Genomic DNA, 21,584 nt, shown 5'->3' with positions numbered 1-21,584 from the left:
TAAGGATTCGGTGGTTAGCGCTGGCGGCCGGGGCCGTCGTTGAGGTAGCGCAGGAATTCGGAATCGGGCTTCAGCACGAAGGTGCCCTTGCCATCCGCAAAGGCCTTCCGGTATGCCGAGAGGCTGCGATAGAACGCGAAGAACTCCGGGTCCTGGCTGTAGGCCTGCGCGTAGATGGCGGCCGCCTGCGCGTCGCCGTCGCCCTTGACCTTGGTGGCCTCGCGATTGGCGTCGGCCAGCAGCACGAGCTTCTGGCGATCGGCGTCGGCGCGGATGGTCTCGGCGCTCTCCTGGCCGGTGTAGCGCAGTTCGTTCGCGAGCTGCAGGCGTTCGGCGCGCATGCGCTTGTACACCGAGCCGCTGACTTCGTCGGGCAGGTCGATGCGCTTGATCCGTACGTCGACCACCGCGATGCCGAGGTTCTTGCGGGCCACGGCATCCGTCTGCAAGCGCACGCGCTCGGTGATGTCCTTGCGGCCGCCGGCGATCAGGTCCTCGAGGGGACGCGCGTTGAATTCATAGCGCAGGGCGTCCTTAACGATCGGCGTGAGGCGCTGGATCGCCTGCACCTGCTCGCCCGAGGTGGCGCGGTAAAAGGCAGCGTTGTCCGCAATGCGCCACTTCACGTAGAAGTCGACGTTGACGCTCTTCTTTTCCAGCGTGAAGTAACGCTCGGGCTCCGCGTCGAGGCCGAGGATGCGGTTGTCGAAGCGCATGACCTGCTGCACGACGGGGATCTTGAAGTGCAGGCCGGGCTGGTAATCGGCTCGCACGATGCGGCCGAACTGGAGGAGCAGCGCGTTCTCGCCCTCCTTGACCACGAACATGCTGTTGAACCCGAGGAGGACGAGGACGACGACGATGATGCCGGTAACGAACTTCACTGGACGTTCCCCTGCGGCGGGTTCGGATTGGCGTCCGTCGTCGCGGACTGGATGACCGTGCCGACGCCCGGCACGTTGCGCACGGCGGCGTTGTTCGCTTCCACCGGCAACTGGATGATGTTCTTGCCGTTGCTGCCGTCGATCACCTTGGGATTGCCTGCCATCACGTCCTCGACCGTCTCAAGCCACAGGCGACGGCGGGTCACCTCCGGAGCGGCACGGTATTCCTTGAGCAGCAGGTTGAAGCGCTCGACGTCGCCATTGGCGCGGGCGACGCGCTCGACGCGCTCGGCATCCGCCTCGGCGGCGATGCGCGCGGCTTCGCCACGTGCGACCGGGACGACCTGGCTCTCGTAGGCGCGGGCCTTGTTCTCCTCGCTCTGCTTGTCTTCGCGGGCGGCGTTGACGTCGTCGAAGGCGTCCTTCACTTCCTTCGGCGGCGAGACGTTCTGGAAGCTGACGCCCGTGACGAGGATGCCGGCGTCGTACTTGTCGAGCGTGGCCTGGAGGATGTCCCGGGTCTGCTGCTGGAGGGTTTCCTTCGCGGCGGGCGCGACACCGGTGGCCGGGGCCTGGGCCGGCGCGGGCGTGTCGGTGCCCGGCGTGGTCAGGATGTTGTCCATGATGTTGGCGCCGACCACCGAACGCACGGCGGCCTCGGCCGCGTTATGGATGGTGTCTTCTTCACGGTCGGCGTTCGAATACAGGAACTTCCGGGCGTCGGACACCTGGTACTGCACGTTGAAGTCGATCGCGATGATGTTCTCGTCGCGGGTGAGCATGGACACGTTGTCCGACACCGAGCGTACCTGGGTCGTCTCGACCTTGGTCACCGTCTCGACGGGGCTGGGCGCCTTGAGGTGGAAGCCAGGCGGGAGGATGCGCGAGAACTGGCCGAAGCGCAGCACCACGCCCACCTGCCGGGCGTCGATCACCGTGTAGCTCGACACCAGAAGCCACGCCACGATGAAGACGAGCACGACGGCGAGGATGCCGCCGCTGCCCGCGCCGAAGCGGCCAAGGCGGGCCTTGAGGCTTTTGATCGCGCCGTCGAGGTCGGGTTTGCGCCCCCCGGGCCGGTTGCGATTCCAGGGGTCCTTCTGGCCGTTGCCGGGTTCGTTCCAAGCCATGGGCGGCAGTCTCCTTCGGGGACCGGAGGGTGGGTGGCTTCAAAGCCTCGGGATGGAAGCGTGACGGCGGGCATGGACGCCGGGCGCGCGAGCACCCGTCGCCGCGCCGGGAAGGCACGCAAACACCCCGAATTCTACCAGATGGCTGCGCGAGAGTGCTCGCTCAGAACTCGGCTTGCGGCGGATCGATCAGTTCGCGGAGCGCGCCGCCGTGCGCATCGTCGCCCAGCAATGGCGCCAGGACCGAGCGCGGCGCGTCGATGTCGAGGTGCCAGCCGTGCTCGTCGACGGCTTCGCCCGCGATCGCGCCCGCCGCCTTCAGCCGGGCGTGCAGCCGACCCGCACTGAGAGGAAGCTCAAGCCCAGCGCGGACGCGGTCGCCGCCGAGCAGCTCTCCCAGCGCCTCGCGCAGGCCATCCAGTCCTTCGCCCGTGGCGGCGGAGAGCCACACCTGCCGCGGCTTGCCGTCGTCTCCGCGATCGACGCGGGGCGCGGCTTCCACGAGGTCGATCTTGTTCATCACGGAGAGCTGGGGCACGTCGCCCGCGCCGATCTCCTCGAGTACCGAGTTCACCACCCGACCGAGCAGTTCGCGTTCCTCGTCCGCGGCATCGCTGACGTGGATCAGGAGGTCCGCGTCGCGCGCTTCGGCCAGGGTCGCCCGGAACGCCGCGACGAGGTCGTGCGGGAGTTCGCGGATGAAGCCCACCGTATCGGCCACCACCGTTGGACCACAGGCGAGCCCGTCGATCTTGCGCACCGTGGGATCGAGCGTGGCGAACAGCTGGTCGGCGGCATAGACGCCGCCGGTGGTGAGGGCGTTGAAGAGCGTGGACTTGCCGGCGTTCGTATAGCCCACGAGGGCCACGCGCGGCACGGTATTGCGCAAGCGCGCGCGGCGCTGCTGGTCCCGCTGCACGCCGACCTTTTCGAGGCGCTTGGTCAGCATCTTCACGCGCTCGGCGAGCAGGCGGCGGTCGGTTTCCAGCTGGGTTTCGCCCGGGCCACGGTTGCCGATGGCACCGCCGCGCTGGGCGTCCAGGTGGGTCCAGCCGCGGACGAGGCGAGTGGCCAGGTGTTTGAGCTGGGCCAGCTCCACCTCGAGCTTGCCCTCGTGGGAACGGGCACGCTGCGCGAAGATGTCCAGGATCAGGCCCGCGCGATCGACGACGCGCGCCTTCAGGTGCTTCTCGAGGTTGCGCTCCTGCACCGGACTGAGCACGTGGTCGACCAGGACCAGATCGGCGTCGAGGGCACTAACGGCCTCCGCCACTTCGTCGGCCTTGCCGGTGCCGATGTAATACCGGGGGTTTGGCACGACGACGCGTGCCGGGATGCTGGCAAGGATCTCGGCACCGGCCGAGGACACGAGTTCGGCGAATTCCTCGCCGCGACGCGTCGCATCGCCATCGCCGCGGGAATGCGGCAGGACCAGCACGGCGCGGTCGCCTTTCTTTTGTCTATCGAACACTTAGGGGAATGACCTCATGTGGAGTAAGGATGCGCGCAGCCCTGGGGCACACGCGCACCGATCGTCCCTATACGGGATTCCGCCGAGGGCCCCTCAACCCTCGCCGTCGCCGGAAGCGGCATCCCCGTGGTTCTCGTGACCGCCGACCCGGACGTTCCGGCTGGGAACGACCGTGGAGATGGCGTGCTTGTAAACCATCTGGCTCACCTGGTTGCGCAGCAGCACCACGAACTGGTCGAACGACTCGATGGTGCCTTGTAACTTGATCCCGTTCACCAGGTAGATGGCGACCGGTACGCGCTCGCGGCGCAGTGCGTTCAGAAATGGATCCTGCAACGATTGCCCTTTGGACATTCTTCTTCTCCCCTACGCTACTCGTACGGGTCCGGGTAAAAAACGCCTGAAGACGCCCCGGCCCAAGTGCCCTGAATCTTAACTGCTTTTAAATGCCCGCTGGAAGCCGCGACCGTGATGGCCTCGGCATTCCGACGAACTGCTCCACCGCACGTTCCGCCTCGGGCAACGGATCCCCCCGGTCCGGGTCGAACGTGCGGGCGTCGAACTCGCTACGGAGCCAGGTGACCTGACGCTTCGCGAGCTGACGAGTGGCATAGATACCACGGTTGCGGAATTCCGTGGCATCGCCGCCTTCACTTTCGAGATATTCCCAGGCCTGGCGATACCCGACCGCGCGAATGGCGGGCAGGTCGGCATGGAGGTCACCCCGGGCACGCAGGGCGCGCACCTCGTCCAGGAAGCCCGCGGCAAGCATGGCGTCGAAGCGCTGGGCGATCCGTTCGTGGAGCGCGCGACGGTCCTCCGGGACCAACGCGAGCTTCAGCACCCGCCAGGGAAAACGGACGGCGCTCCCGCCCTGCTGGAGTTCGCTGAGCGGACGCCCCGTCAGTTCCATCACTTCGAGCGCGCGCTGGATCCTCTGGGCGTCCGCCGGCCGGATGCGCTTGCCGGCTGCCGGGTCGAGCGCGGCCATCCGCGCGTGCATGGCATCCCAGCCGATGACCGACGCCTCGGCGAAGAGGCGTTCGCGCAACGCGGGATCCGCCTCGGGAAGATCGGACAACCCGCGCTGCAGCGCGTGGAAGTACAGGCCCGTGCCGCCCACCAACAACGGCACCTTGCCTTCGGCCGTGATTCGATCCATCGCCGCCACGGCATCCTCGCGGAACTCGGCCGCGGAATACGGCTGGGAGGGATCGCGGATATCGACCAGCGCATGCGGATAACGCGCGAGCGTGGCGGCATCCGGTTTGGCCGAACCGATGTCGAGCTGTCGATAAACGAGCGCCGAGTCGACACTGACCAGGCCCACGGGAAACCGATCGGCCAACGCACAGGCGAGCGCCGTCTTCCCCGAGGCGGTGGGACCCATCAGGAAGATGGCGAGGGGGCGGTCGTCGATGGTCATGCGGGCGCGTGTCGTCGGGCGACCGCAAGGTTAGCGCACGTGGCGCGAGTCAGTGGCCACGTATTGACCAGCGCAACGCAAGTCCATGTCGCGCAAGGTCGAAGCCGAGTTGTCCACATGCTTATGCAGCGGGTATCCACACAGGCTGTGGATATCGCGAACGCGCTGGCGGATTTTTGACCAGCGCAACGCAAGCACCTGCCACATAACGGTGGATCCGAGTTGTCCACAAGCTTATGCAGTGCGTATCCACATTCCCTGTGGATAATCAGTCGTTGGGCACGCCCAGTTCGCGGAGCAGGGCCGGTGACGGGTACACCTTGTCGATCAACCAGCGGATGTAGCGCATGTCCACGTGGATCGCCCGCTTGTAGCGCGGGTCGTACATCCAGCTGGCACTCACCGCTTCCCAGTTGCTATCGAAGTTCAAGCCGACGAGTTCGCCCTTCGCGTTGAGCACCGGCGATCCGGAGTTGCCGCCGGTCGTATCGAGGTTGCTCAGGAAGTCGACGGGCATGGCGCCGGTGACGGGATCGGCATAGCCGGCGAAATCTCCCTTGTGGATCGCGTCGAGCAACGGTTTCGGTGCGTCGAAGGGCTCCTTGCCCGTGTTCTTCTCGACGATGCCGGCAACGGTCGTCACGGGTGCATAGGTGACGGCGTCGCGCGCCACGAGCGGCGTGACCTTGCCGTAGCTCACGCGCAGTGTCGAATTCGCATCGGGATAGACCGCCTTGCCCTGCTTTTCGCGATAGGCGATCAATGCCTGCATGTAGGCGGGACGCAGCCGAAGCAGGTCGCCCTCCCGTGACTTGCGCTCGTCCTCGATGCGGAGCAGTGCCGGACGCAGGGTGCGTGCGGCCACCAGCAAGGGGTCCTTGCTGGCCGCGACCGCGGCGGGTGGCGCATCGAACAGGCGCGTGCGCTCGGCCTCGCTGCCGAAGCTCGTGCCGGCGTACATCCGATCGAGCGCCTTCGCCAGGTCGGCTGGCGTGCGGCCGAACACCGCGTCGACCTCCGGGAGGCGCGCGGCATCCGGAAGCTTCTGGTAACGCAGCATCATCGAGGTGACCAGGGCCTTCTCGACCGCCGGGTCGTAGCGGCGCTGGATCTGCTTCAGCTGGCTGCGGATCAGTTCCTCGTCGCGCTTCTGGTATCCCGTCTCGCGTTGCGCGTCGGCCTTGGGCCGTTCCACGGACAGCCGATCCACCGCGAGCGCGCCCTTCATGAGCTGGGTCTGCGACGACAGCAGGCCGACGAGCAGGTCGCGCTCGCGCACGCCCTTGCCTTCGGCGATGAGCGCCATCGCACGATCGATGTCCGGCGTGAGCGTCTTTCCGTCCGGTTGCGTGGCGAGCCAGGCGAGCATCGCCGCCTCGTCGTCGCGCCGAACGGCGACGGCGTCGCTCCGCCGCAGGCCTTCCAACTCGCCGCTGAAGCGCTTGATGCCGTTCTTCAGCGACTGCAGTTGAGAGGCATAACGGATGCCGGCTTCCTTGTCGTCCTTGCCCTTTGCCTCGATCACGTCCTGCAAAGCCTTGAGCACGTCCACCGAGGTCGGGAGGCGCCATTCCACCTGGTCCGCGAACTCGGCCGCCGTCCGGTGACGGTAGGTGATGCCTGGATACCCGGCCAGCATGACGAAATCGCCCTGGGCCACGCCCCCGGTCGCCAGTTTCAGGTGTGACGGCGGGCGGTAGGGCTTGTTCTCCGGCGAATAGTCGGCCGGCTTGCCGTCCGGACCGACGTATGCGCGGAGGATGGTGAAATCGCCCGCGTGACGCGGCCAGACGAAGTTGTCGATCTCGTCGCCGTAATTGCCGATGGCACGGGGCGGCGCGTAGACGAGACGCAGGTCGCGCAGCTCGAGTTGCTTCACCAGATAGAAGTCGCGCCCGTAGAACATGTTGGCGACGCTGCATTTGAAGCCCTCGCCTTGTTCGCACTCGGCGACCAGCGCCTTGCTGGCAGCGTCGACCGCGTCGTAGTACGCCCTCCCGGTCTTACCCCTGGCCCCGGCCAGCACACGGTCGGTGACCTTGTCGAAGCCGACGGTCACGCGCAGGCGGTAATCGGGGTTGGCCGGCAATTCGCCCGCCCGGTCGGGGGCGACGTAGCCGTTGGCGATCAGGTCGCGGTCCGGCCGGGAGTTGTACTGGATGACGCCGAAAGCCACGTGGTGGTTCGTGATGACCAGGCCATCGGCCGAGACGAACGACCCTGTACCGCCGCCGATCCGGACCACGGCGTTCAATGGCGCCCGGGTCAGGTCGGCGAGGTCCTTCGGGTCGCCGCGGAAACCGGCCTCCTTGAGATTCTTCGCAAGCCCCGGCAGCTGCGAAGGCAGCCACATGCCCTCGTCGGCTTTGGCGTCCAGCGCCAGCGCCATGGCGGCTCCCAGCATCATTGAGCGGATTCGCATCGTTGTTCGGCCCCTGTGGTCGGTAAAACGGTCGCAAGAAATGACCGTTCCGACCATAGAGGGCCCCGCCATGGCTGGCAATGGCCGTGGGAAGCGCGCCCACTTATAATCACGGTTTCGGTCCGCGCCGCGGACCTTCCCCGCCCCGGAATCCCTAAATCCCATGCAGCAGACGATGAAGGCGCTGGTCAAGCGCAAGCCAGAGCAAGGCATCTGGATGGAAGAAGTGCCGGTCCCGCAGGTCGGCCCGAACGAAGTCCTGATCAAGGTCGAGAAAACCGCCATCTGCGGCACGGACCTGCATATCTACAAGTGGGACGAGTGGTCCCAGCGCACCATCCAGCCCGGCCTCACCATCGGCCACGAATTCGTCGGCCGCATCGCGGAGATCGGCCCGGGCGTCACCGGCTACAAGATCGGCGACCGCGTGTCCGCCGAGGGTCACATCGTCTGCGGCCATTGTCGTAACTGCCGCGCCGGTCGCCAGCACCTGTGCCCGAACACGATCGGCATCGGCGTGAATCGCAACGGCGCCTTCGCCGAATACATGACGATGCCGGCCTCGAACCTGTGGCCGATCCCCGACCAGATCCCGTCGGAGCTGGCTGCCTTCTTCGATCCTTATGGCAACGCCGCGCACTGCGCGCTGGAGTTCGAACTCATCGGCGAGGACGTGCTCATCACCGGCGCGGGCCCCATCGGCATCATCGCGGCTGGCATCGCGAAGCACGTGGGTGCGCGCAACGTCGTGGTCACCGACGTGAACGACTACCGTCTCAAGTTGGCCGCCGACATGGGCGCGACCCGCGTGGTGAACGTCGCCAACCAGTCGTTGAAGGATGTGGTGAAGGACCTGCACATCGAGGGCTTCGATGTCGGCCTCGAGATGAGCGGCAATCCGCGTGCCTTCGGCGACATGATCGAGTGCATGTACCACGGTGGCAAGATCGCCATGCTCGGCATCATGCCGCGCGGCGCCGGCATCGACTGGGACAAGGTGATCTTCAAGGGCCTGACGCTGCAAGGCATCTACGGTCGGCGGATGTACGAGACCTGGTACAAGATGACCCAGATGGTCCTCACGGGCTTCCCGTTGCAGAAGGTGTTGACGCACCAGATCGCCATCGACGACTTCCAACGGGGCTTCGACCTCATGGACGCCGGCCAGTGCGGCAAGGTCGTCTGCTCCTGGACCTGATCCGTATTGCCTGATCCGCCCTTCCGACCGGTTCCCCGGCGAGTACACTCCGCCGGGGGAACCAGGGTCGAGCGAGGAGTGGCGGTATGGAAACACGCAGGACCAAGGGGAAGCTTTACCTGGACAAGGGCCGCGAGCGCGCCCTCGTCGCCTACCGATCGCGACGCGCGCGGCGCATCGTCGCCGGTGTCGCGATTGCACTGGTCGTTTTCGGCCTGCTCGGGTTCCTCGCCGCGCCGCCCTTGATTCGCGCGCAGGCGGAATCCCGCGCCAGTGCGGCGTTGGGTCGCCCGGTGACGATCGGCAGCCTGTCGCTCAATCCCTTCACGCTGAACCTCGTCGTCGAGCACTTGCACGTGGGCGAGGCAGACGGCAAGACACCATTCCTGGATGTCGACCGGATCACCGCGAACGCCTCCTGGGCATCGCTTTTCCGTGCCGCGCCGATCCTGGACGCGCTCGACGTCGAGGGCCCGAAGGTCCGCCTGCAACGCACGGCACCGCAACGGTTCAACGTTTCCGATATCGTCGATCGATTCGCCTCCGTGCCGTCGGAGCCCGACGAGGGCCCGGCGAGGTTCGCCATCTCTAACATCGCCATCCACGGCGGACAGGTGGACTTCGACGATCGCGTGCTCGACGCGACGCATCGCCTGGATCACATCGAACTCGGCATTCCTTTCGTCGCGAGCCTGCCCAGCGCGACCGATATCTACGTGCGGCCGCTGTTGGCGATGAACGTGGACGGAAGCCCGTTGCGCGTCGAGGGACAGACCAAACCCTTCGCCAACAGCCGCGAATCACTCGTCAGCTTCCACCTCGACCACCTCGACCTGCCCCGCTACCTCGGTTTCGTGCCGACGCCGCTACCGGTATCGGTCCCGAGCGGCAAATTGTCTGGCTTGCTCGACCTTCGTTTCACGATGACGGACGCGCAGCCACGCGTCGTCCTGAGCGGCCGGCTCATCGTCGACGACCTCAAGGTCACCGAAAAGAACGGTAGTCCTCTCCTCGCGCTGGCCCACGGCGATGCGGCCTTGACCGCTATCGAGCCACTGACCTCGCGCTATCGCCTCGGCACCGTGGCGCTGGACCGCTTCGGCTTGCGCTACGCGCGGTTACCGGGCGGCCGCAGCAACTTCGACGCGCTGAGTTCCGGCCCATCGGACCCCGCGCCGGCGGACGCGAAGCCGACGGACGTGCGCATCGATGCGTTGGTCCTGCGGGATGCGACCATCGACTACGCAGACCTTGCCGCGCCATCGCCCGCGCATCTGCTGCTCGACGGCGTGCGAGGAACCATGCGTGGCGTGAGCACGGTTGCCGCGCCGGCAGCGACACTCGATCTCGCGGCGAGCATGGCCGGTGGCCATGTCGCCACGAAAGGCACGCTCGACCTGGCGGCCAGCCGCTACACCGGCCACCTCTCGCTCGCGAACGTATCGCTCGCCACGCTCGTGGCGCTCGCCCCACTCCCGCTCGATGCGGACATCGCGGGCGGGACGCTCGGTGCAGACGGCGAACTGTCGCTCGACTGGCACGAGGCGGCGGTGGTGCGGATCGCCAGGACGAAGGCGAACGTGGACGCCTTCCGCCTCGTTCCGCGACACGAGCGTGCCGCCCCGGTCACGTGGAAGTCGATGAAGGCATCGATCGCCCTGGTCGACCTCGCGACCAGCGAGGCACGTCTCGACAGCCTGACCCTCGACGGACTCGCGCTGGACCTGCGGCGACTCACGGACGGCAGCCTCGACATCGCCGGCATGCTGAAGACGACGCCGGGTCCGGCGACATCCTCCTCGACGTCGCCAGGATGGCGCTGGAGCATCGCGCACGTCGGCCTGGGCGACGGCGCGGTCACGCTTCGTGACGCGAAGGCGCAGGGACGTCGCAACGCCATCGAGTTGAAGGCCGGGGCGTTCGCCGTGGACGGGTTGTCCAGCGACATGAAGCAACCCGTCGCCGTCGACCTGAAGGGCTCGCTCGGGAAAGGAACGTTCGCGGTCACCGGAAAGGTGAAACCCCAGCCCCTCGACGCGCAGCTGGTGGTGAAGGCCCGGCAGCTCAACGTGGCGCCATTGCAGTCGCTGGTGACGGTACCGCTGAATGTGCGAATCGCCAGCGGACTGCTGAGCCTCGACGGGCGCGTGCGCTATATCGATCGCGGCAACGCCCCGGCGCGACTCGCCTACCGGAGCCAGGCGACGTTCGGGCGCGTGCGCGTATTGGACAAGGTGACCGACGCCGACTTCCTGCGCTGGAACGCGTTGAGCGCCACGGACATGGCCATCCGCCTCGGCGAAGATGCGCCCCACGTCGCCATCGGCGGCATCGCCATGGACGATTTCTATGCGCGCGTCATCGTAAACGCGAATGGCCGCCTGAACCTGCAGGACGTCGTCGCCAACCCGGAAGCACCGGGCGCGGTGTCCGTGACCGAGGCGCGTGCAGCGCCAGCGGCCACGCCTACCCCTGCCTCTGCCTCTGCCGCCGACACGGCGACCACGCCGCCAGTGGCCGAGGGTCCCGCGGCGGACATCCGCATCGGCCAGGTGACACTGACCAAGGGACACCTCAATTACACCGACAACTTCATCAAGCCCAATTACACGGCGGACGTCACGCAGTTGACGGGCAAGATCGGTGCCTTCGGCACGACGGGCGGCGCCCCGCCGGCGGAGCTCACGCTCGAGGGCCAGCTCGACGACAACGCCCCCGTCGACATCCGCGGAACGATCAACCCACTGACGCCCGTCGCCTTCCTCGACGTCACGGCGAAAGCCGAGGGCATCCAGCTCGCGAACCTGTCGCCCTATTCCGGCAAGTACGCCGGTTACCCGATCACGAAAGGCAGGCTCAACGTCGATGTCCACTATCTCCTCGACCAGCGCAAGCTGACCGCCGACAACCACATCTTCATCGACCAGCTCACCTTCGGCGACCGCATCGAAGGCCCGGGCGTAAGCCACCTGCCGGTGAAACTCGCCGTGGCCCTGCTGAAGGACAGCGAAGGCCGCATCGACGTGCGTATCCCGGTGTCCGGTTCGCTGGACGATCCGCAGTTCAGCGTCGGTGGGCTGGTCTGGCGCGCCATCGGCAACCTGATTGTGAAGGCGGTGACGTCACCCTTCCGCCTGCTTGCGTCCATCGGCGGTGGTGGCGGGCGCGCGGACCTCGGCTACGTCGAATTCGCGCCGGGGTCCGCGGTGCTGGACGGCACGGGACAGGCCAAGTTGGCGGACATCGCCAAGGTCCTGGCCGAGAAGCCCTCCATCAGCCTCGATATCGTCGGCCGCGTCGACCCGGCCAAGGACGAAACCGGGCTGCGAACCGTGATGGTGGACGATCTCATCCACCAGGAAGAAGTGAACGCCGGTGACGACGACGACACCCCGCCGACCGACAAGGAGCGTGAGAAGTATCTTGAACGGGCCTATCGCCACGCTTCCTTTCCCAAGCCGAAGAACATGATCGGCTTGTCCAAGTCGCTGCCCCCGGACGAGATGCGGGCCCTCATGGAAACCAACATGCCGGTCGACGCGGATGCCCTGCGCCATCTCGCGGAGCGCCGCGCCAACGCCGTGCGGCAATGGTTCCAGGGGAAAGTGGACGATAAGCGGGTGTTTGTAGTGGCGCCGAAGGCGGACGCCAAGGGCATCGACGACGGCGGAAAGACGACACGAGTCGATTTCGGGCTGCACTGAGACTGGCATCGAGGTTTTCTCATCCGGGCAAAGGCCTCACAATCGGAGTTCTCCTATGCCCGGAACCCCCGACCATGTCCTACCCCGGCCAGAACCGTTTCGCCAGCGAACTCGAATCCATCCGCGAGCAGGGCCTGTTCAAGAACGAACGGGTCATCGTCTCGCCGCAGTCGGCCGAGATCGAACTGGAAGGAGGCCGCAAGGTCCTCAACTTCTGTGCGAACAACTACCTCGGCCTTGCCGATCACCCGGATGTGATCCAGGCCGCGAAAGACGCCCTGGACACGCATGGTTTCGGCATGGCCAGCGTGCGCTTCATCTGCGGCACGCAAGACCTGCACAAGGCGCTGGAACAGAAGATCGCGGACTTCTTCGGTACCGAGGACACCATCCTCTACGCCGCCTGCTTCGACGCCAACGGCGGGCTCTTCGAACCGTTGCTGGGCGAAGAGGACGCGGTGATCTCGGACGCGTTGAACCATGCGTCCATCATCGACGGCATCCGCCTGTGCAAGGCCAAGCGCTTCCGTTATGCCAATTGCGACATGGCCGATCTCGAGGCGCAGCTGCAAGCCGCCGACGCCGCCGGCGCGCGTACGAAGCTGATCACCACCGACGGCGCGTTCTCGATGGACGGCTTCGTCGCGCCGCTCGACCAGATCACCGCGCTGGCCCGCAAGTACGGCGCCCTGGTGCACATCGACGAATGCCATTGCACCGGCTTCCTCGGCGACACGGGGCGCGGCTCCGCCGAACTCCACGGTGTCATGGACAAGATCGACATCTTCACCGGTACGCTGGGCAAGGCACTTGGCGGCGCGTTGGGCGGCTTCACCACCGGACGCCGCGAGGTCATCGAGATGCTGCGCCAGCGTTCGCGGCCGTACCTGTTCTCGAACTCGTTGCCGCCCCACGTGGTGGCGGCAGGGATCAAGGTGTTCGACATGCTCGCCGCGGCTGGCGAGTTGCGTGAGAAGGTGAAGGAAAACACCCGGTACTTCCGGGAGAAGATGACGGACGCCGGCTTCGATATCCGCCCGGGTCAGCACCCGATCGTGCCGGTCATGATCTACGACGCCAAGCAGGCGCAGGCCATGGCCTCCGCGTTGCTGGAGGAAGGCATCTACGTCACGGGCTTCTTCTTCCCCGTGGTACCGCAAGGCAAGGCACGCATCCGCACGCAGATGAGCGCGGCGCATACGCGCGAGCACCTGGATCGGGCCATTGCGGCATTCACGAAGGTGGGCAAGACGCTGGGCGTGCTGAAAGCCTAGCGTCGACGCAGCGCCGACACCTCGTCGGCGCCCAGGTGCCTCCACTGGCCCTTCGGCAACTCGCCGAGGGCCAGGTCGCCGATGGCGACGCGCACCAGACGCTGCACGTCGAAGCCGAGGGCCGCGAGCAGGCGGCGGATGTGCCGGTTGCGCCCTTCGTCCAGCGTCACCTCGAGCCACGCGTTGCGCTCGCCTTGCCGCAGCAGCGAGGCGGCGCTGGCGCGCAACGTCTCTCCCGCATCGACCACGCCTTCCCGCATGGCGGCGAGGATCGCTTCGCCCGGGGTGCCGACGACCTGCACGTGGTACGTCTTCGGCACATGCGTCACCGGATCGGTGATGCCGGCCGCCCAGACCGTATCGTTGCTCAGCAGCAAGAGGCCCTCGCTGGCCTTGTCGAGTCGCCCCACGGGACCAAGCCATGGCAGCCCGCTGCCATCGAGCAACGAATACACCGTGTCGCGGCCTCGCTCGTCCGCGGCCGAGACGACGATGCCGCGCGGTTTGTTCATGACGATGTAAACGGACGCCGCGGCCTGCGTGGCTTCGCCATCGACATCGATCCGCTCGTGCCCGGCGATCGGGGATTCGGGATCGCGGACCACGAGGCCATCCACTCTCACCCGCCCCTCGCGCACCAGCCTTTCGCCCTGGCTACGCGAACAGATGCCTCGCTTGGACAGCACGCGCGCAAGACCGTGGACGGGCGTGGTCGGGCGGCGCAGGCGCGATACCGGCGGACGAGTGGGCTGGCGGGGCATCCACCAAGGATAACGGGCGTATGGGCCCGGCGGTAAGGAGCGGCGGTCCGCCCGACCGTCAGCGGGCCTGCGTTCCCGTGACGCCGCCGTCCCACTGCACCGCGGACGCCAGCTCTTCATTGGTCAGCGCGAGTTCGCCGCCATCGACCGCGGTCTTCACCGCGACGACATGGTCGCCGTGGCGCGACAACTCGGAGGCGCCGGCACCGGTCAGCGCCTGCAGCCGCGTCTCGTCCGACGACAACAGGGTGAGCAAGCTTTTGGAACCGTCCATGAAACGCACACCGCTGGTCGCGCCGGACTTGGCGAGCTCCTTGGACGTCAGCGGTTCCGCCCTGACCTTCCCCGCCCAGCGCGGCGGGGCGACGAAGGTGTAGCCGGCCGCCTCGTCACGCCAGGAGAAGCGCCTCATCGGTTCTCGCTCGGGAGCGTCGGCGCGCTGGACGCCTTCCGGCAGCGTCGCCTGCGGCGGCACCGGAAGACCCATGAGCAGGGCGAGAAGGACGGTTTTCATGGCGACGGCTCCGAGGGTTCTTCACAGCCTACCTGGCCGGCGTCACGGTGGTGTCAAGCAGCCACTGGTCAACGCACCGCCTGCTCCCCCGGCACGTACTCGAAGGTGACGGATCCGGTCGAGGTCGCCGGAAGGTTCATCCGGATGACAGGGCGCCACGCGTCGACGGTCTGGGAGAAGTCCCGCTGAATGTTCTGCGCGGCACCCAGTCCCTGCGTCCCTCCCACGTAGAAGAAGGCTTCGATGGGAACATGGTTCGGCGTGGCCGCCCAGCTGCGGATGATGAGCTCGTTCTGCACGTTGAAGGACTCCTCGCCGAGCTCATGCATCGACTCCAGCATCTCCATGAAGATCGCTGCGGAATTGGCCGTGCCGGCTGCGAGTGTGAATCCGCATTGGAAGCGATGCGGCTCCTCGACGGCAGTGCGGTAGTGGGTTATCCATTGCGGAGCCGTGAATATGGCTTGCGCCTGGCAAGGCCCGCTCTGGTTCGGATACCTGTCGCTCGGACCGCAGCCCGAATCGCTCCTGATGTCGGTCGCGGCATCTAGAGGAAACCCGCAAAGGACCTGCAGATGAATCAGCGACGGCGGCGTATAGGCCACAGGATAAGCGATGAAGCCCTGCTGGTAGCCGTACGCCAAGGCCTTGAATTTCGCGTCATGGCGCAGGAAAGAGAATGACACACCGTCGCCATTCGGATCGTTCGGGTTAGGTACCCAGGCATGGTAATTCGGGGAGTATTTCGCGGCCCGAAGGATGATCCCGGAACACAGGAAGGCGGGCATTCTCGGGCCGCCGCTGCAATTGGATACGCTTTCCGCATAGCGCTTGTTCAGGTGCCTGGCGACCTCGGCACCCTCCAGGTCGTCGGCGAGCGGCGCGTCTTGTGTCTTGCCGCCACCCACGCCACCGAGGTGCGCGGTGCAGGCGACCGATAGCGCAAGCAGCGCAGCGAGCGCAAGCTGCCTGACAAGGCGGGACATCCTTCCCATCGTCGTCTCCCTGACGTCGTCCCCTTCGGGGATTCCGCTTCATGCGGACACGAGCAATTCTAGGCCGCTCGCTGGTGGAAACCATCGGCCAGAAGACGTAGGCGAACGCGCAGGCAGTGCCGCCATCTGTGCCGGGAAGGCTCAGTCCGGATCGTTTCCGCCGGTCTCTACGTCCGACAGTGTCTCCCGGCTGCTGACCCATGCGAAGAGCGCGATGCCCACGATGATGGCGATGGCGCCCACACCGGCGAGCGCGCCGGGGAGCGCCTCGTGGAGGAAGGCGGCACCGATCGCCGTGGCGAACAAGAGTTCGGCGGCCTGCATCGCCTCGACCGCCGCCAGCGCAGTCGGTTGGCGCCCCACCCGCTCGGTCGCGTGGAAGAAAAGCACCGTCGCAACGACGCCCGACGACAAGGCCACGCCGCCGGCCAGCATGGCTTCGCGAAGCGTCGGGGCGCCGACCGTAATACAGGCGGCGATGGCCAGTACCCACCACAGCGGCCAGCTTGCCAGCGTCATGCCGAAGACCCGCTGCACGGCACCCAGTCGCGTGCCGCTACGCTCCAGGTGCAGGAGGATCTTTCGGTTGCCGAGAGGGTAGGCAAAAGCAGCGATCACAACCGCACCCACGGCAAGCCACGCGCCGGTATCCAGCGCACCGTGCGCATGACCGAATTGCAGGAGCATGACGCCGACGACGATCAACGCACCGATGGCAAGGGCACCGCCGTGCCAGCGCGCCCGGGCGTCGCGGTAAATGAAGGGCGCCATCAGCGGCCCCGCGAGTACCGTCATCTGGAAGCTGCCAGCCACGAGCCACGACGGTCCGCTGCTGGCAGCCCAGGTGAGCGGCACCCCGAACAGCACGAAGCCGACGCTGCTCCAGACGAACCATTGGCGAGGATGCGCGCGCATCTCCCTTGGCAGTGCGCCCAGGCCGCCCTGGAACGGCAGCACGACGGCAAGCAGCGGCAAGGTGATGAGGTAGCGCAGGATCACCGCCCACTCCCAGCGACCGCCGCCACTCACCACCGCACGATTCAAGACGTAAGTCAGTGTGAAGAAGAGCGCGGAAAGCAGTGCGATCGCCACCGCCTTCAGGGCGTTGGAACGCATGGCGCCACCGGCGTTCAGATGACCGCTTCCATGTGGGTGAGCAGGAGACGCAGGCTCTCCCTGCCCTGCCAGTCATTGACTGAAAGCTCATACGCGACGCGCATCCGTGATGGCGGCGGCGTGCCGTCATAGCAGTTGAACATCACCGCATCGAGCGGCGCGCCGCCTTGCGTATGGCGCAATTGCAGGCGCAGGTGGCGACTCCCCATCGGCTTCCACGACGCGCACTCGAAGCGCGCCTCGAACATCGGCGGCGGGAATCCCTGGCCCCACGGCCCCGCGTGACGGAGCTGCCGTGCGAGGTCGAGCGTGTGGTCGCGATAATCGAGTTCGCCGTCGGTCTGGACGAGTGCCTGCAGACGCTCATCGTCGAGATGCGCGCGCGCCGTCGCATCGAACAGGGCGGCGAAGCGATCGAAGTCAGCGGCACGAAGACTGAGTCCGGCAGCCATGGCATGGCCGCCAAAACGCAGGATGAGGCCCGGGTGCCTGGCATCGATCGCGGCAAGGGCGTCGCGAATGTGGAAGCCGGGAATCGATCTCGCCGAGCCACGCAGCTCGTCGCTATCGTCACCCGCGGGAGCGAAGGCCAACACCGGACGGTGGAGCTTTTCCTTCAGCTTCGACGCGACCAGGCCGACGATGCCGGCGTGCCAACCGGGATCGAACAACGTCACGCCGATGGCGTCGATGTGCGCCGCGCGCGCGACCATCGTCTCGGCCTCTTCCACCATGCCCGCCTGCATCTCGCGGCGCTCTTGGTTGATCGCGGAGAGCTGCTCGGCGTAGCGGCGCGCGATGCCGGGATCGTCGGTTAGCAGGCAGGCCACGCCGAGTGTCATGTCCTCGAGGCGCCCTGCCGCGTTGAGGCGCGGGCCGATGGCGAAGGCGAGGTCGGTGGCGCCGACCGTGGACAGCGAGCGACCGCTGGCTTCGACGAGCGCCGTCACTCCCGCGCAGGCCTTGCCAGCGCGCATGCGCTTCAGGCCGGCGTCGACGAGCACGCGGTTATTGAAGTCCAACGGAACGAGGTCGGCGACGGTACCAAGGGCCACGAGGTCGAGCAACGACGCCAGGTCCGGTTCGCCGTCCGGAAAGCGTCCGGCTTCGCGCATCGTCGCGCGCAGGCCGAGCAGCAGGTAGAACATCACGCCGACGCCCGCCAGAGCCTTGCTCGGGAAACCGTCATCCGCGAGATTGGGATTCACGATCGCATCGGCGTCGGGCAGCACATCGCCCGGCAAGTGGTGATCGGTGATCAGCACCGCGATGCCGCGCGCCTTCGCCGCAGCGACGCCGGCGACGCTCGCCACGCCGTTATCGACGGTCACGATGAGGTCGGGTGCCGGATCGAGCGAGGCGACCAGGGCCTCGCTGAGGCCGTAGCCATGGACGAAACGATTGGGTACGACGTGGCTCACCCGCCGTGCACCCAGCAGGCGCAGGCCACGCTCCGCGACGGCCGTGCCCGTGGCACCGTCGCAATCGTAATCGCCCGCGATGACGATGCGACGGTCTTCATCGATCGCCTGCAGGAGCAACGCCACGGCGCGGTCCATGCCGCCGAGCAGGGTCGGCGACAACATGCGGGCGAGGCGATGTTCGGCACCCTCCGGCGTACAGACACCTCGCGCGGCATACACACGCTGGATCACAGGGTGCACGTGCGGTGGCCAACCGCTTGGCGCGACCGGCACCACCCGCTGGCGCCACGCTTTAAGGGTCACGCTTTCCGCCAGAAGCGCAGGCGATGGCGCTTGCGTAGCACCATCCGGATGCCGTCGGCGAAGGCAAGGCGGATCTCGCTGCCCGCCAGCAAGCGCGCCTCGATCGCCGGCCACCAGTCGCGTCCGAAGTCGGCCGGTTGCACGTCCTGCAGATCGAGCAGGCCGACCGGGTCGGACGCGAGGGGAACGTCGCTACCTGTGGACCTTCTTACGATCGTGGCGCGAGGCTCGATGTCCACGCCGGCGCGATGGGCCAACGCCCAAGCGAGCAGATCGTCGCTGTACACGCGCGTCAAACCGCTCTCGACCCATTCGGGCAACGCGCCGGGGCCCCACAACCAGACACTGTTCACCGGTGGCAATCCCTGTGTCACGCGTGCGCGATTCACGGGGTGGTTGTGCAGCACGACTTGCGCTTCGTTGATCAGCGCGCGCCACCGCCGGCCATCGCCCCCCTTCGGCAGCTGCTCGAAGAGATCGGCGCCGAGGGCTTCCTCGGGCTCGGGAAACGTGGGGATCTCGATGTATGGCGGCAGGCGCAACTGCCAGTGTTGCGCGTCGCCGACACGCAGTTCCATGCCTTCGGCCTCGAACGTCTCGGCAAGCGCGGCCACGAGACGCTTGGCATCCTCGAGGCTCAGGCCCAGGTTGCCACACGCGAGCAGGCGCGCGCCGTTGAGTTCCGGCTGGACCCAGGACGGATCGGCGGACAGCCAGAGCGCGTCGCCGGCATCGCCGGCCACGGACTGGCGAATCAACGCCGCGGCGGGCAAAGGCCCGTGCGGCCAGCGGAAGTGCTCGGCGAGCGCAACGAGGTAACCCGGCATGGCGGCGGACAACGTCGTGCCTCGCGCCAGCCATTCGGTGAAGGAAGCCGCGGCGGACAGCTTCTCGCGTGCCGGCAACAGGACGTGGAGGATGGGAGCCACGCTCAGGCCTCGATCTGCTCGAGGATGCCGAGCCATTCCAGCTCGAGGTTTTCCTTTTCGCCGCGCAGTTCGGCCTGGCGCTGGCCGAGCTTCATCAGCTCGGACGTCGATCCCTCGTACACCACGGGATCGGCGAGCTTGACTTCGATCGCCACGAGTTCCTTGTCCATGGACTCGATGAGGGTCTCGATCTTCTTCACCCGCGCGCGCAGCGGCTTTTCCTTTTCGCGCTCTTCGGCGCTCTGCTTGCGCCGCTCCTTCGCCGACTCTTGCACCGGCGCGGCGGCCGGCGCGGAGGCGACGGCCGCCGTCTTGCGCGTGGTGGCGCGGCTGCGCAGCCATTTCGCATAGTCGTCGAGATCGCCGTCGAACGGCTCCACCTTGCCGTCGGCCACGCGCCAGAATTCGTCGCAGACCATGCCGAGCAGGTGGCGGTCGTGGGAGACGAGGACCAGCGCGCCGTCGAAGGCGGCCAGCGCATCGGCGAGTGCCTCGCGCATGTCGAGATCGAGGTGGTTGGTCGGCTCGTCGAGCAGCAGGAGGTTGGGCTTGTCCCACGCGATCAGCGCCAGCGCGAGTCTCGCGCGCTCACCGCCCGAGAATGCATCGACCGGCTCGAAGGCGCGGTCGGCGGGGAAGTTCCAGGTACCGAGGTAATCGCGCAGCACCTGAGCGCCGACATTCGGTGCCTTCTCCTGCAAGTGGTCGAAGGGGCTGGCGCCTTCACGCAGGCTCTCGACGGTGTGCTGCGCGAAATAGCCGATGCGGGTGTCCTTATGGATGCCGCGCTCGCCGCGCAGCGGCAGCAGTTCGCCGACCAGCGACTTCACCATGGTCGATTTACCCGCGCCGTTCGGCCCGAGCAAGCCGATGCGGTCGCCGGACTCGAGACCGAAGGCGACGTCGCGCAGCACAACGTGCTCGCCGTAGCCCGCATCGATGTGATCGAGCTGCAACATCGACGTGGGCAGCCGATCCGGCGCCGGGAACGAGAAGCTGAAGGAACGTTCCGCACGCACCGCTTCCGTGCCCGCCATCTTTTCCAGGCGCTTCATGCGCGACTGCGCCTGCTTGGCCTTGCTGGCCTTCGCCTTGAAGCGGTCGATGAATGATTGCAGGTGGGCGCGCTCGGTTTGCTCGCGCTCGTGCGCGATCTGCTGCTGGCGCAGGTGTTCGGAGCGCTGACGCTCGAAGGCCGTGTAGTTGCCCGTGTAGAGCTTCGCCGTGCCATCGTGCAGATGCAGCGTGTGCGAGATCACGCCATCAAGGAATTCGCGATCGTGCGAGATGATGAGCAGCGTGCCCTGGTAGCGGCGCAGCCACTCTTCCAACCAGAGCACCGCGTCGAGGTCGAGATGGTTGGTGGGCTCATCGAGCAGCAGGAGGTCCGACGGCGCCATCAGCGCGCGGGCCAGGTTCAGGCGCACGCGCCAGCCGCCGGAGAACGACGCCACGGGCTGCTCGTGCGTCTCCGGAGCGAAACCCAGGCCGTGCATCAGGCGACCCGCGCGGGCGCGGGCGTCGTAACCGTTCACTTCCTCGATGCGCAGGTGCGCGGCGGCGACCGCCTCGAGGTCGCCGGCCGCCAGCGCGTCCGCCTCGACTTTCAGGGCGGCGGCGACCTCGGCATCGCCGCCGAGGACGTATTCGATCGCCGGATCGGGCAACGCGGGGGTTTCCTGCGCCACGGAGGCCTGGCGGATCTTGGAAGGCATGTCCAGGTCGCCCACTTCCGGTTCCAACTCACCCTTCAGGGCGGCGAACAGCGTGGACTTGCCGCAACCGTTGCGACCGATGACGCCAAGGCTCCAGCCGGTCTGGATGGTGAGGTCCATCCGCGACAGGAGGGTACGGCTGCCCCGGCGCAGGGCGAGATTGCGGAACGAGATCATGGCTGGCACGCGGACGGAAGACGACTGCGCATGATAGCCGCACGGGCCGGCGCCGTACGCGAAACGCGACGCAGCACACAGGCGCGCGATCCTCCACGCGCCGCCCATGGCGTGCCCGGGGGCGATCTGTTACAACGGCGT

16 protein-coding genes are annotated in these 21,584 nt (G+C 66.8%); 3 read left to right on the top strand and 13 right to left on the bottom strand.

All coding sequences use genetic code 11. The annotated features are described in order from the left end of the window. Positions 1-14: 14 nt before the first annotated feature. The 6 genes from hflC to ACQKIE_RS01405 form a co-directional block, all read right to left on the bottom strand. The gene (gene hflC, locus ACQKIE_RS01430) at positions 15-827 is read right to left on the bottom strand and encodes a protease modulator HflC (protein WP_427456758.1); all 813 of its coding nucleotides are present in this window, start codon (positions 825-827) and stop codon (positions 15-17) included. A 53-nt stretch (positions 828-880) separates the two neighbouring features. Then, positions 881-2,014, bottom strand: a complete 1,134-nt coding sequence (hflK, locus tag ACQKIE_RS01425; protein ID WP_427455094.1) for a protease modulator HflK — start codon at positions 2,012-2,014, stop codon at positions 881-883. Between the two features lie 163 nt (positions 2,015-2,177). Continuing rightward, positions 2,178-3,485, bottom strand: a complete 1,308-nt coding sequence (gene hflX / locus ACQKIE_RS01420; protein WP_427455093.1) for a ribosome rescue GTPase HflX — start codon at positions 3,483-3,485, stop codon at positions 2,178-2,180. 93 nt (positions 3,486-3,578) lie between these two features. Continuing rightward, positions 3,579-3,839: an RNA chaperone Hfq gene (hfq, locus tag ACQKIE_RS01415; RefSeq protein WP_167023080.1), complete on the bottom strand. Its 261-nt coding sequence runs from the start codon at positions 3,837-3,839 to the stop codon at positions 3,579-3,581. Between the two features lie 88 nt (positions 3,840-3,927). Further along, positions 3,928-4,911, bottom strand: coding sequence for a tRNA (adenosine(37)-N6)-dimethylallyltransferase MiaA (gene miaA / locus ACQKIE_RS01410; protein ID WP_427455092.1), 984 nt, complete (start codon positions 4,909-4,911; stop codon positions 3,928-3,930). Between the two features lie 268 nt (positions 4,912-5,179). Beyond that, positions 5,180-7,333 (bottom strand): S46 family peptidase, encoded by a 2,154-nt coding sequence (locus tag ACQKIE_RS01405; RefSeq protein ID WP_427455091.1) that lies wholly within the window; start codon positions 7,331-7,333, stop codon positions 5,180-5,182. 163 nt (positions 7,334-7,496) lie between these two features. Between ACQKIE_RS01405 and tdh the strand changes: the two genes are divergently transcribed. The 3 genes from tdh to kbl all read left to right on the top strand — a co-directional run bounded on the left by tdh (position 7,497) and on the right by kbl (position 13,509). Then, the gene (tdh, locus tag ACQKIE_RS01400; RefSeq protein ID WP_427455090.1) at positions 7,497-8,531 is read left to right on the top strand and encodes an L-threonine 3-dehydrogenase; all 1,035 of its coding nucleotides are present in this window, start codon (positions 7,497-7,499) and stop codon (positions 8,529-8,531) included. Between the two features lie 86 nt (positions 8,532-8,617). Beyond that, positions 8,618-12,235 (top strand): DUF748 domain-containing protein, encoded by a 3,618-nt coding sequence (locus ACQKIE_RS01395; RefSeq protein ID WP_427455089.1) that lies wholly within the window; start codon positions 8,618-8,620, stop codon positions 12,233-12,235. A gap of 74 nt (positions 12,236-12,309) precedes the next feature. Next, positions 12,310-13,509 carry a glycine C-acetyltransferase gene (kbl, locus tag ACQKIE_RS01390; RefSeq protein WP_427455088.1) on the top strand — a complete coding sequence of 400 codons (1,200 nt, stop codon included), beginning with the start codon at positions 12,310-12,312 and terminating at the stop codon, positions 13,507-13,509. Here kbl and ACQKIE_RS01385 read toward each other — a convergent pair. The 7 genes from ACQKIE_RS01385 to ACQKIE_RS01355 all read right to left on the bottom strand — a co-directional run bounded on the left by ACQKIE_RS01385 (position 13,506) and on the right by ACQKIE_RS01355 (position 21,443). Beyond that, positions 13,506-14,270, bottom strand: coding sequence for a pseudouridine synthase (locus ACQKIE_RS01385; protein WP_427455087.1), 765 nt, complete (start codon positions 14,268-14,270; stop codon positions 13,506-13,508). The two genes, kbl and ACQKIE_RS01385, sit on opposite strands and share 4 nt — an antisense overlap. 58 nt (positions 14,271-14,328) lie before the next feature. Continuing rightward, positions 14,329-14,784 (bottom strand): hypothetical protein, encoded by a 456-nt coding sequence (locus ACQKIE_RS01380; RefSeq protein ID WP_427455086.1) that lies wholly within the window; start codon positions 14,782-14,784, stop codon positions 14,329-14,331. 68 nt (positions 14,785-14,852) lie between these two features. Beyond that, positions 14,853-15,692: a hypothetical protein gene (locus tag ACQKIE_RS01375; RefSeq protein ID WP_427455085.1), complete on the bottom strand. Its 840-nt coding sequence runs from the start codon at positions 15,690-15,692 to the stop codon at positions 14,853-14,855. Positions 15,693-15,920: 228 nt separating this feature from the next. Then, positions 15,921-16,895 carry a multidrug resistance efflux transporter family protein gene (locus tag ACQKIE_RS01370; protein WP_427455084.1) on the bottom strand — a complete coding sequence of 325 codons (975 nt, stop codon included), beginning with the start codon at positions 16,893-16,895 and terminating at the stop codon, positions 15,921-15,923. Positions 16,896-16,909: 14 nt separating this feature from the next. Next, the gene (gene recJ, locus ACQKIE_RS01365) at positions 16,910-18,622 is read right to left on the bottom strand and encodes a single-stranded-DNA-specific exonuclease RecJ (protein WP_427455083.1); all 1,713 of its coding nucleotides are present in this window, start codon (positions 18,620-18,622) and stop codon (positions 16,910-16,912) included. Next, a complete protein-coding gene (locus tag ACQKIE_RS01360; RefSeq protein WP_427455082.1) occupies positions 18,619-19,551 on the bottom strand; it encodes a phosphoglycerate mutase in 933 nt (310 codons plus the stop codon). The genes recJ and ACQKIE_RS01360 overlap by 4 nt, the downstream gene beginning before the upstream one ends. 2 nt (positions 19,552-19,553) lie before the next feature. Next, positions 19,554-21,443, bottom strand: coding sequence for an ATP-binding cassette domain-containing protein (locus ACQKIE_RS01355; protein ID WP_427455081.1), 1,890 nt, complete (start codon positions 21,441-21,443; stop codon positions 19,554-19,556). Positions 21,444-21,584 lie beyond the last annotated feature (141 nt).

It is taken from the genome of Luteibacter sp. NPDC031894 (assembly GCF_050273135.1).
Classification (GTDB): Bacteria; Pseudomonadota; Gammaproteobacteria; order Xanthomonadales; family Rhodanobacteraceae; genus Luteibacter.
Note: the sequence above shows the minus strand (reverse complement) of the source record. Positions and strands in the feature narration are given on the sequence as shown.

Excerpts from the sequence above, each read along its gene's own strand:
- hflC (WP_427456758.1), bottom strand. The coding sequence starts at position 827 with ATGTTCGTGGTCAAGGAGGGCGAGAACGCGCTGCTCCTCCAGTTCGGC.
- hflK (WP_427455094.1), bottom strand. The coding sequence starts at position 2,014 with ATGGCTTGGAACGAACCCGGCAACGGCCAGAAGGACCCCTGGAATCGC.
- hfq (WP_167023080.1), bottom strand. The coding sequence starts at position 3,839 with ATGTCCAAAGGGCAATCGTTGCAGGATCCATTTCTGAACGCACTGCGC.
- miaA (WP_427455092.1), bottom strand. The coding sequence starts at position 4,911 with ATGACCATCGACGACCGCCCCCTCGCCATCTTCCTGATGGGTCCCACC.
- ACQKIE_RS01405 (WP_427455091.1), bottom strand. The coding sequence starts at position 7,333 with ATGCGAATCCGCTCAATGATGCTGGGAGCCGCCATGGCGCTGGCGCTG.
- tdh (WP_427455090.1), top strand. The coding sequence starts at position 7,497 with ATGCAGCAGACGATGAAGGCGCTGGTCAAGCGCAAGCCAGAGCAAGGC.
- ACQKIE_RS01395 (WP_427455089.1), top strand. The coding sequence starts at position 8,618 with ATGGAAACACGCAGGACCAAGGGGAAGCTTTACCTGGACAAGGGCCGC.
- kbl (WP_427455088.1), top strand. The coding sequence starts at position 12,310 with ATGTCCTACCCCGGCCAGAACCGTTTCGCCAGCGAACTCGAATCCATC.
- ACQKIE_RS01385 (WP_427455087.1), bottom strand. The coding sequence starts at position 14,270 with ATGCCCCGCCAGCCCACTCGTCCGCCGGTATCGCGCCTGCGCCGCCCG.
- ACQKIE_RS01380 (WP_427455086.1), bottom strand. The coding sequence starts at position 14,784 with ATGAAAACCGTCCTTCTCGCCCTGCTCATGGGTCTTCCGGTGCCGCCG.
- ACQKIE_RS01370 (WP_427455084.1), bottom strand. The coding sequence starts at position 16,895 with ATGCGTTCCAACGCCCTGAAGGCGGTGGCGATCGCACTGCTTTCCGCG.
- ACQKIE_RS01355 (WP_427455081.1), bottom strand. The coding sequence starts at position 21,443 with ATGATCTCGTTCCGCAATCTCGCCCTGCGCCGGGGCAGCCGTACCCTC.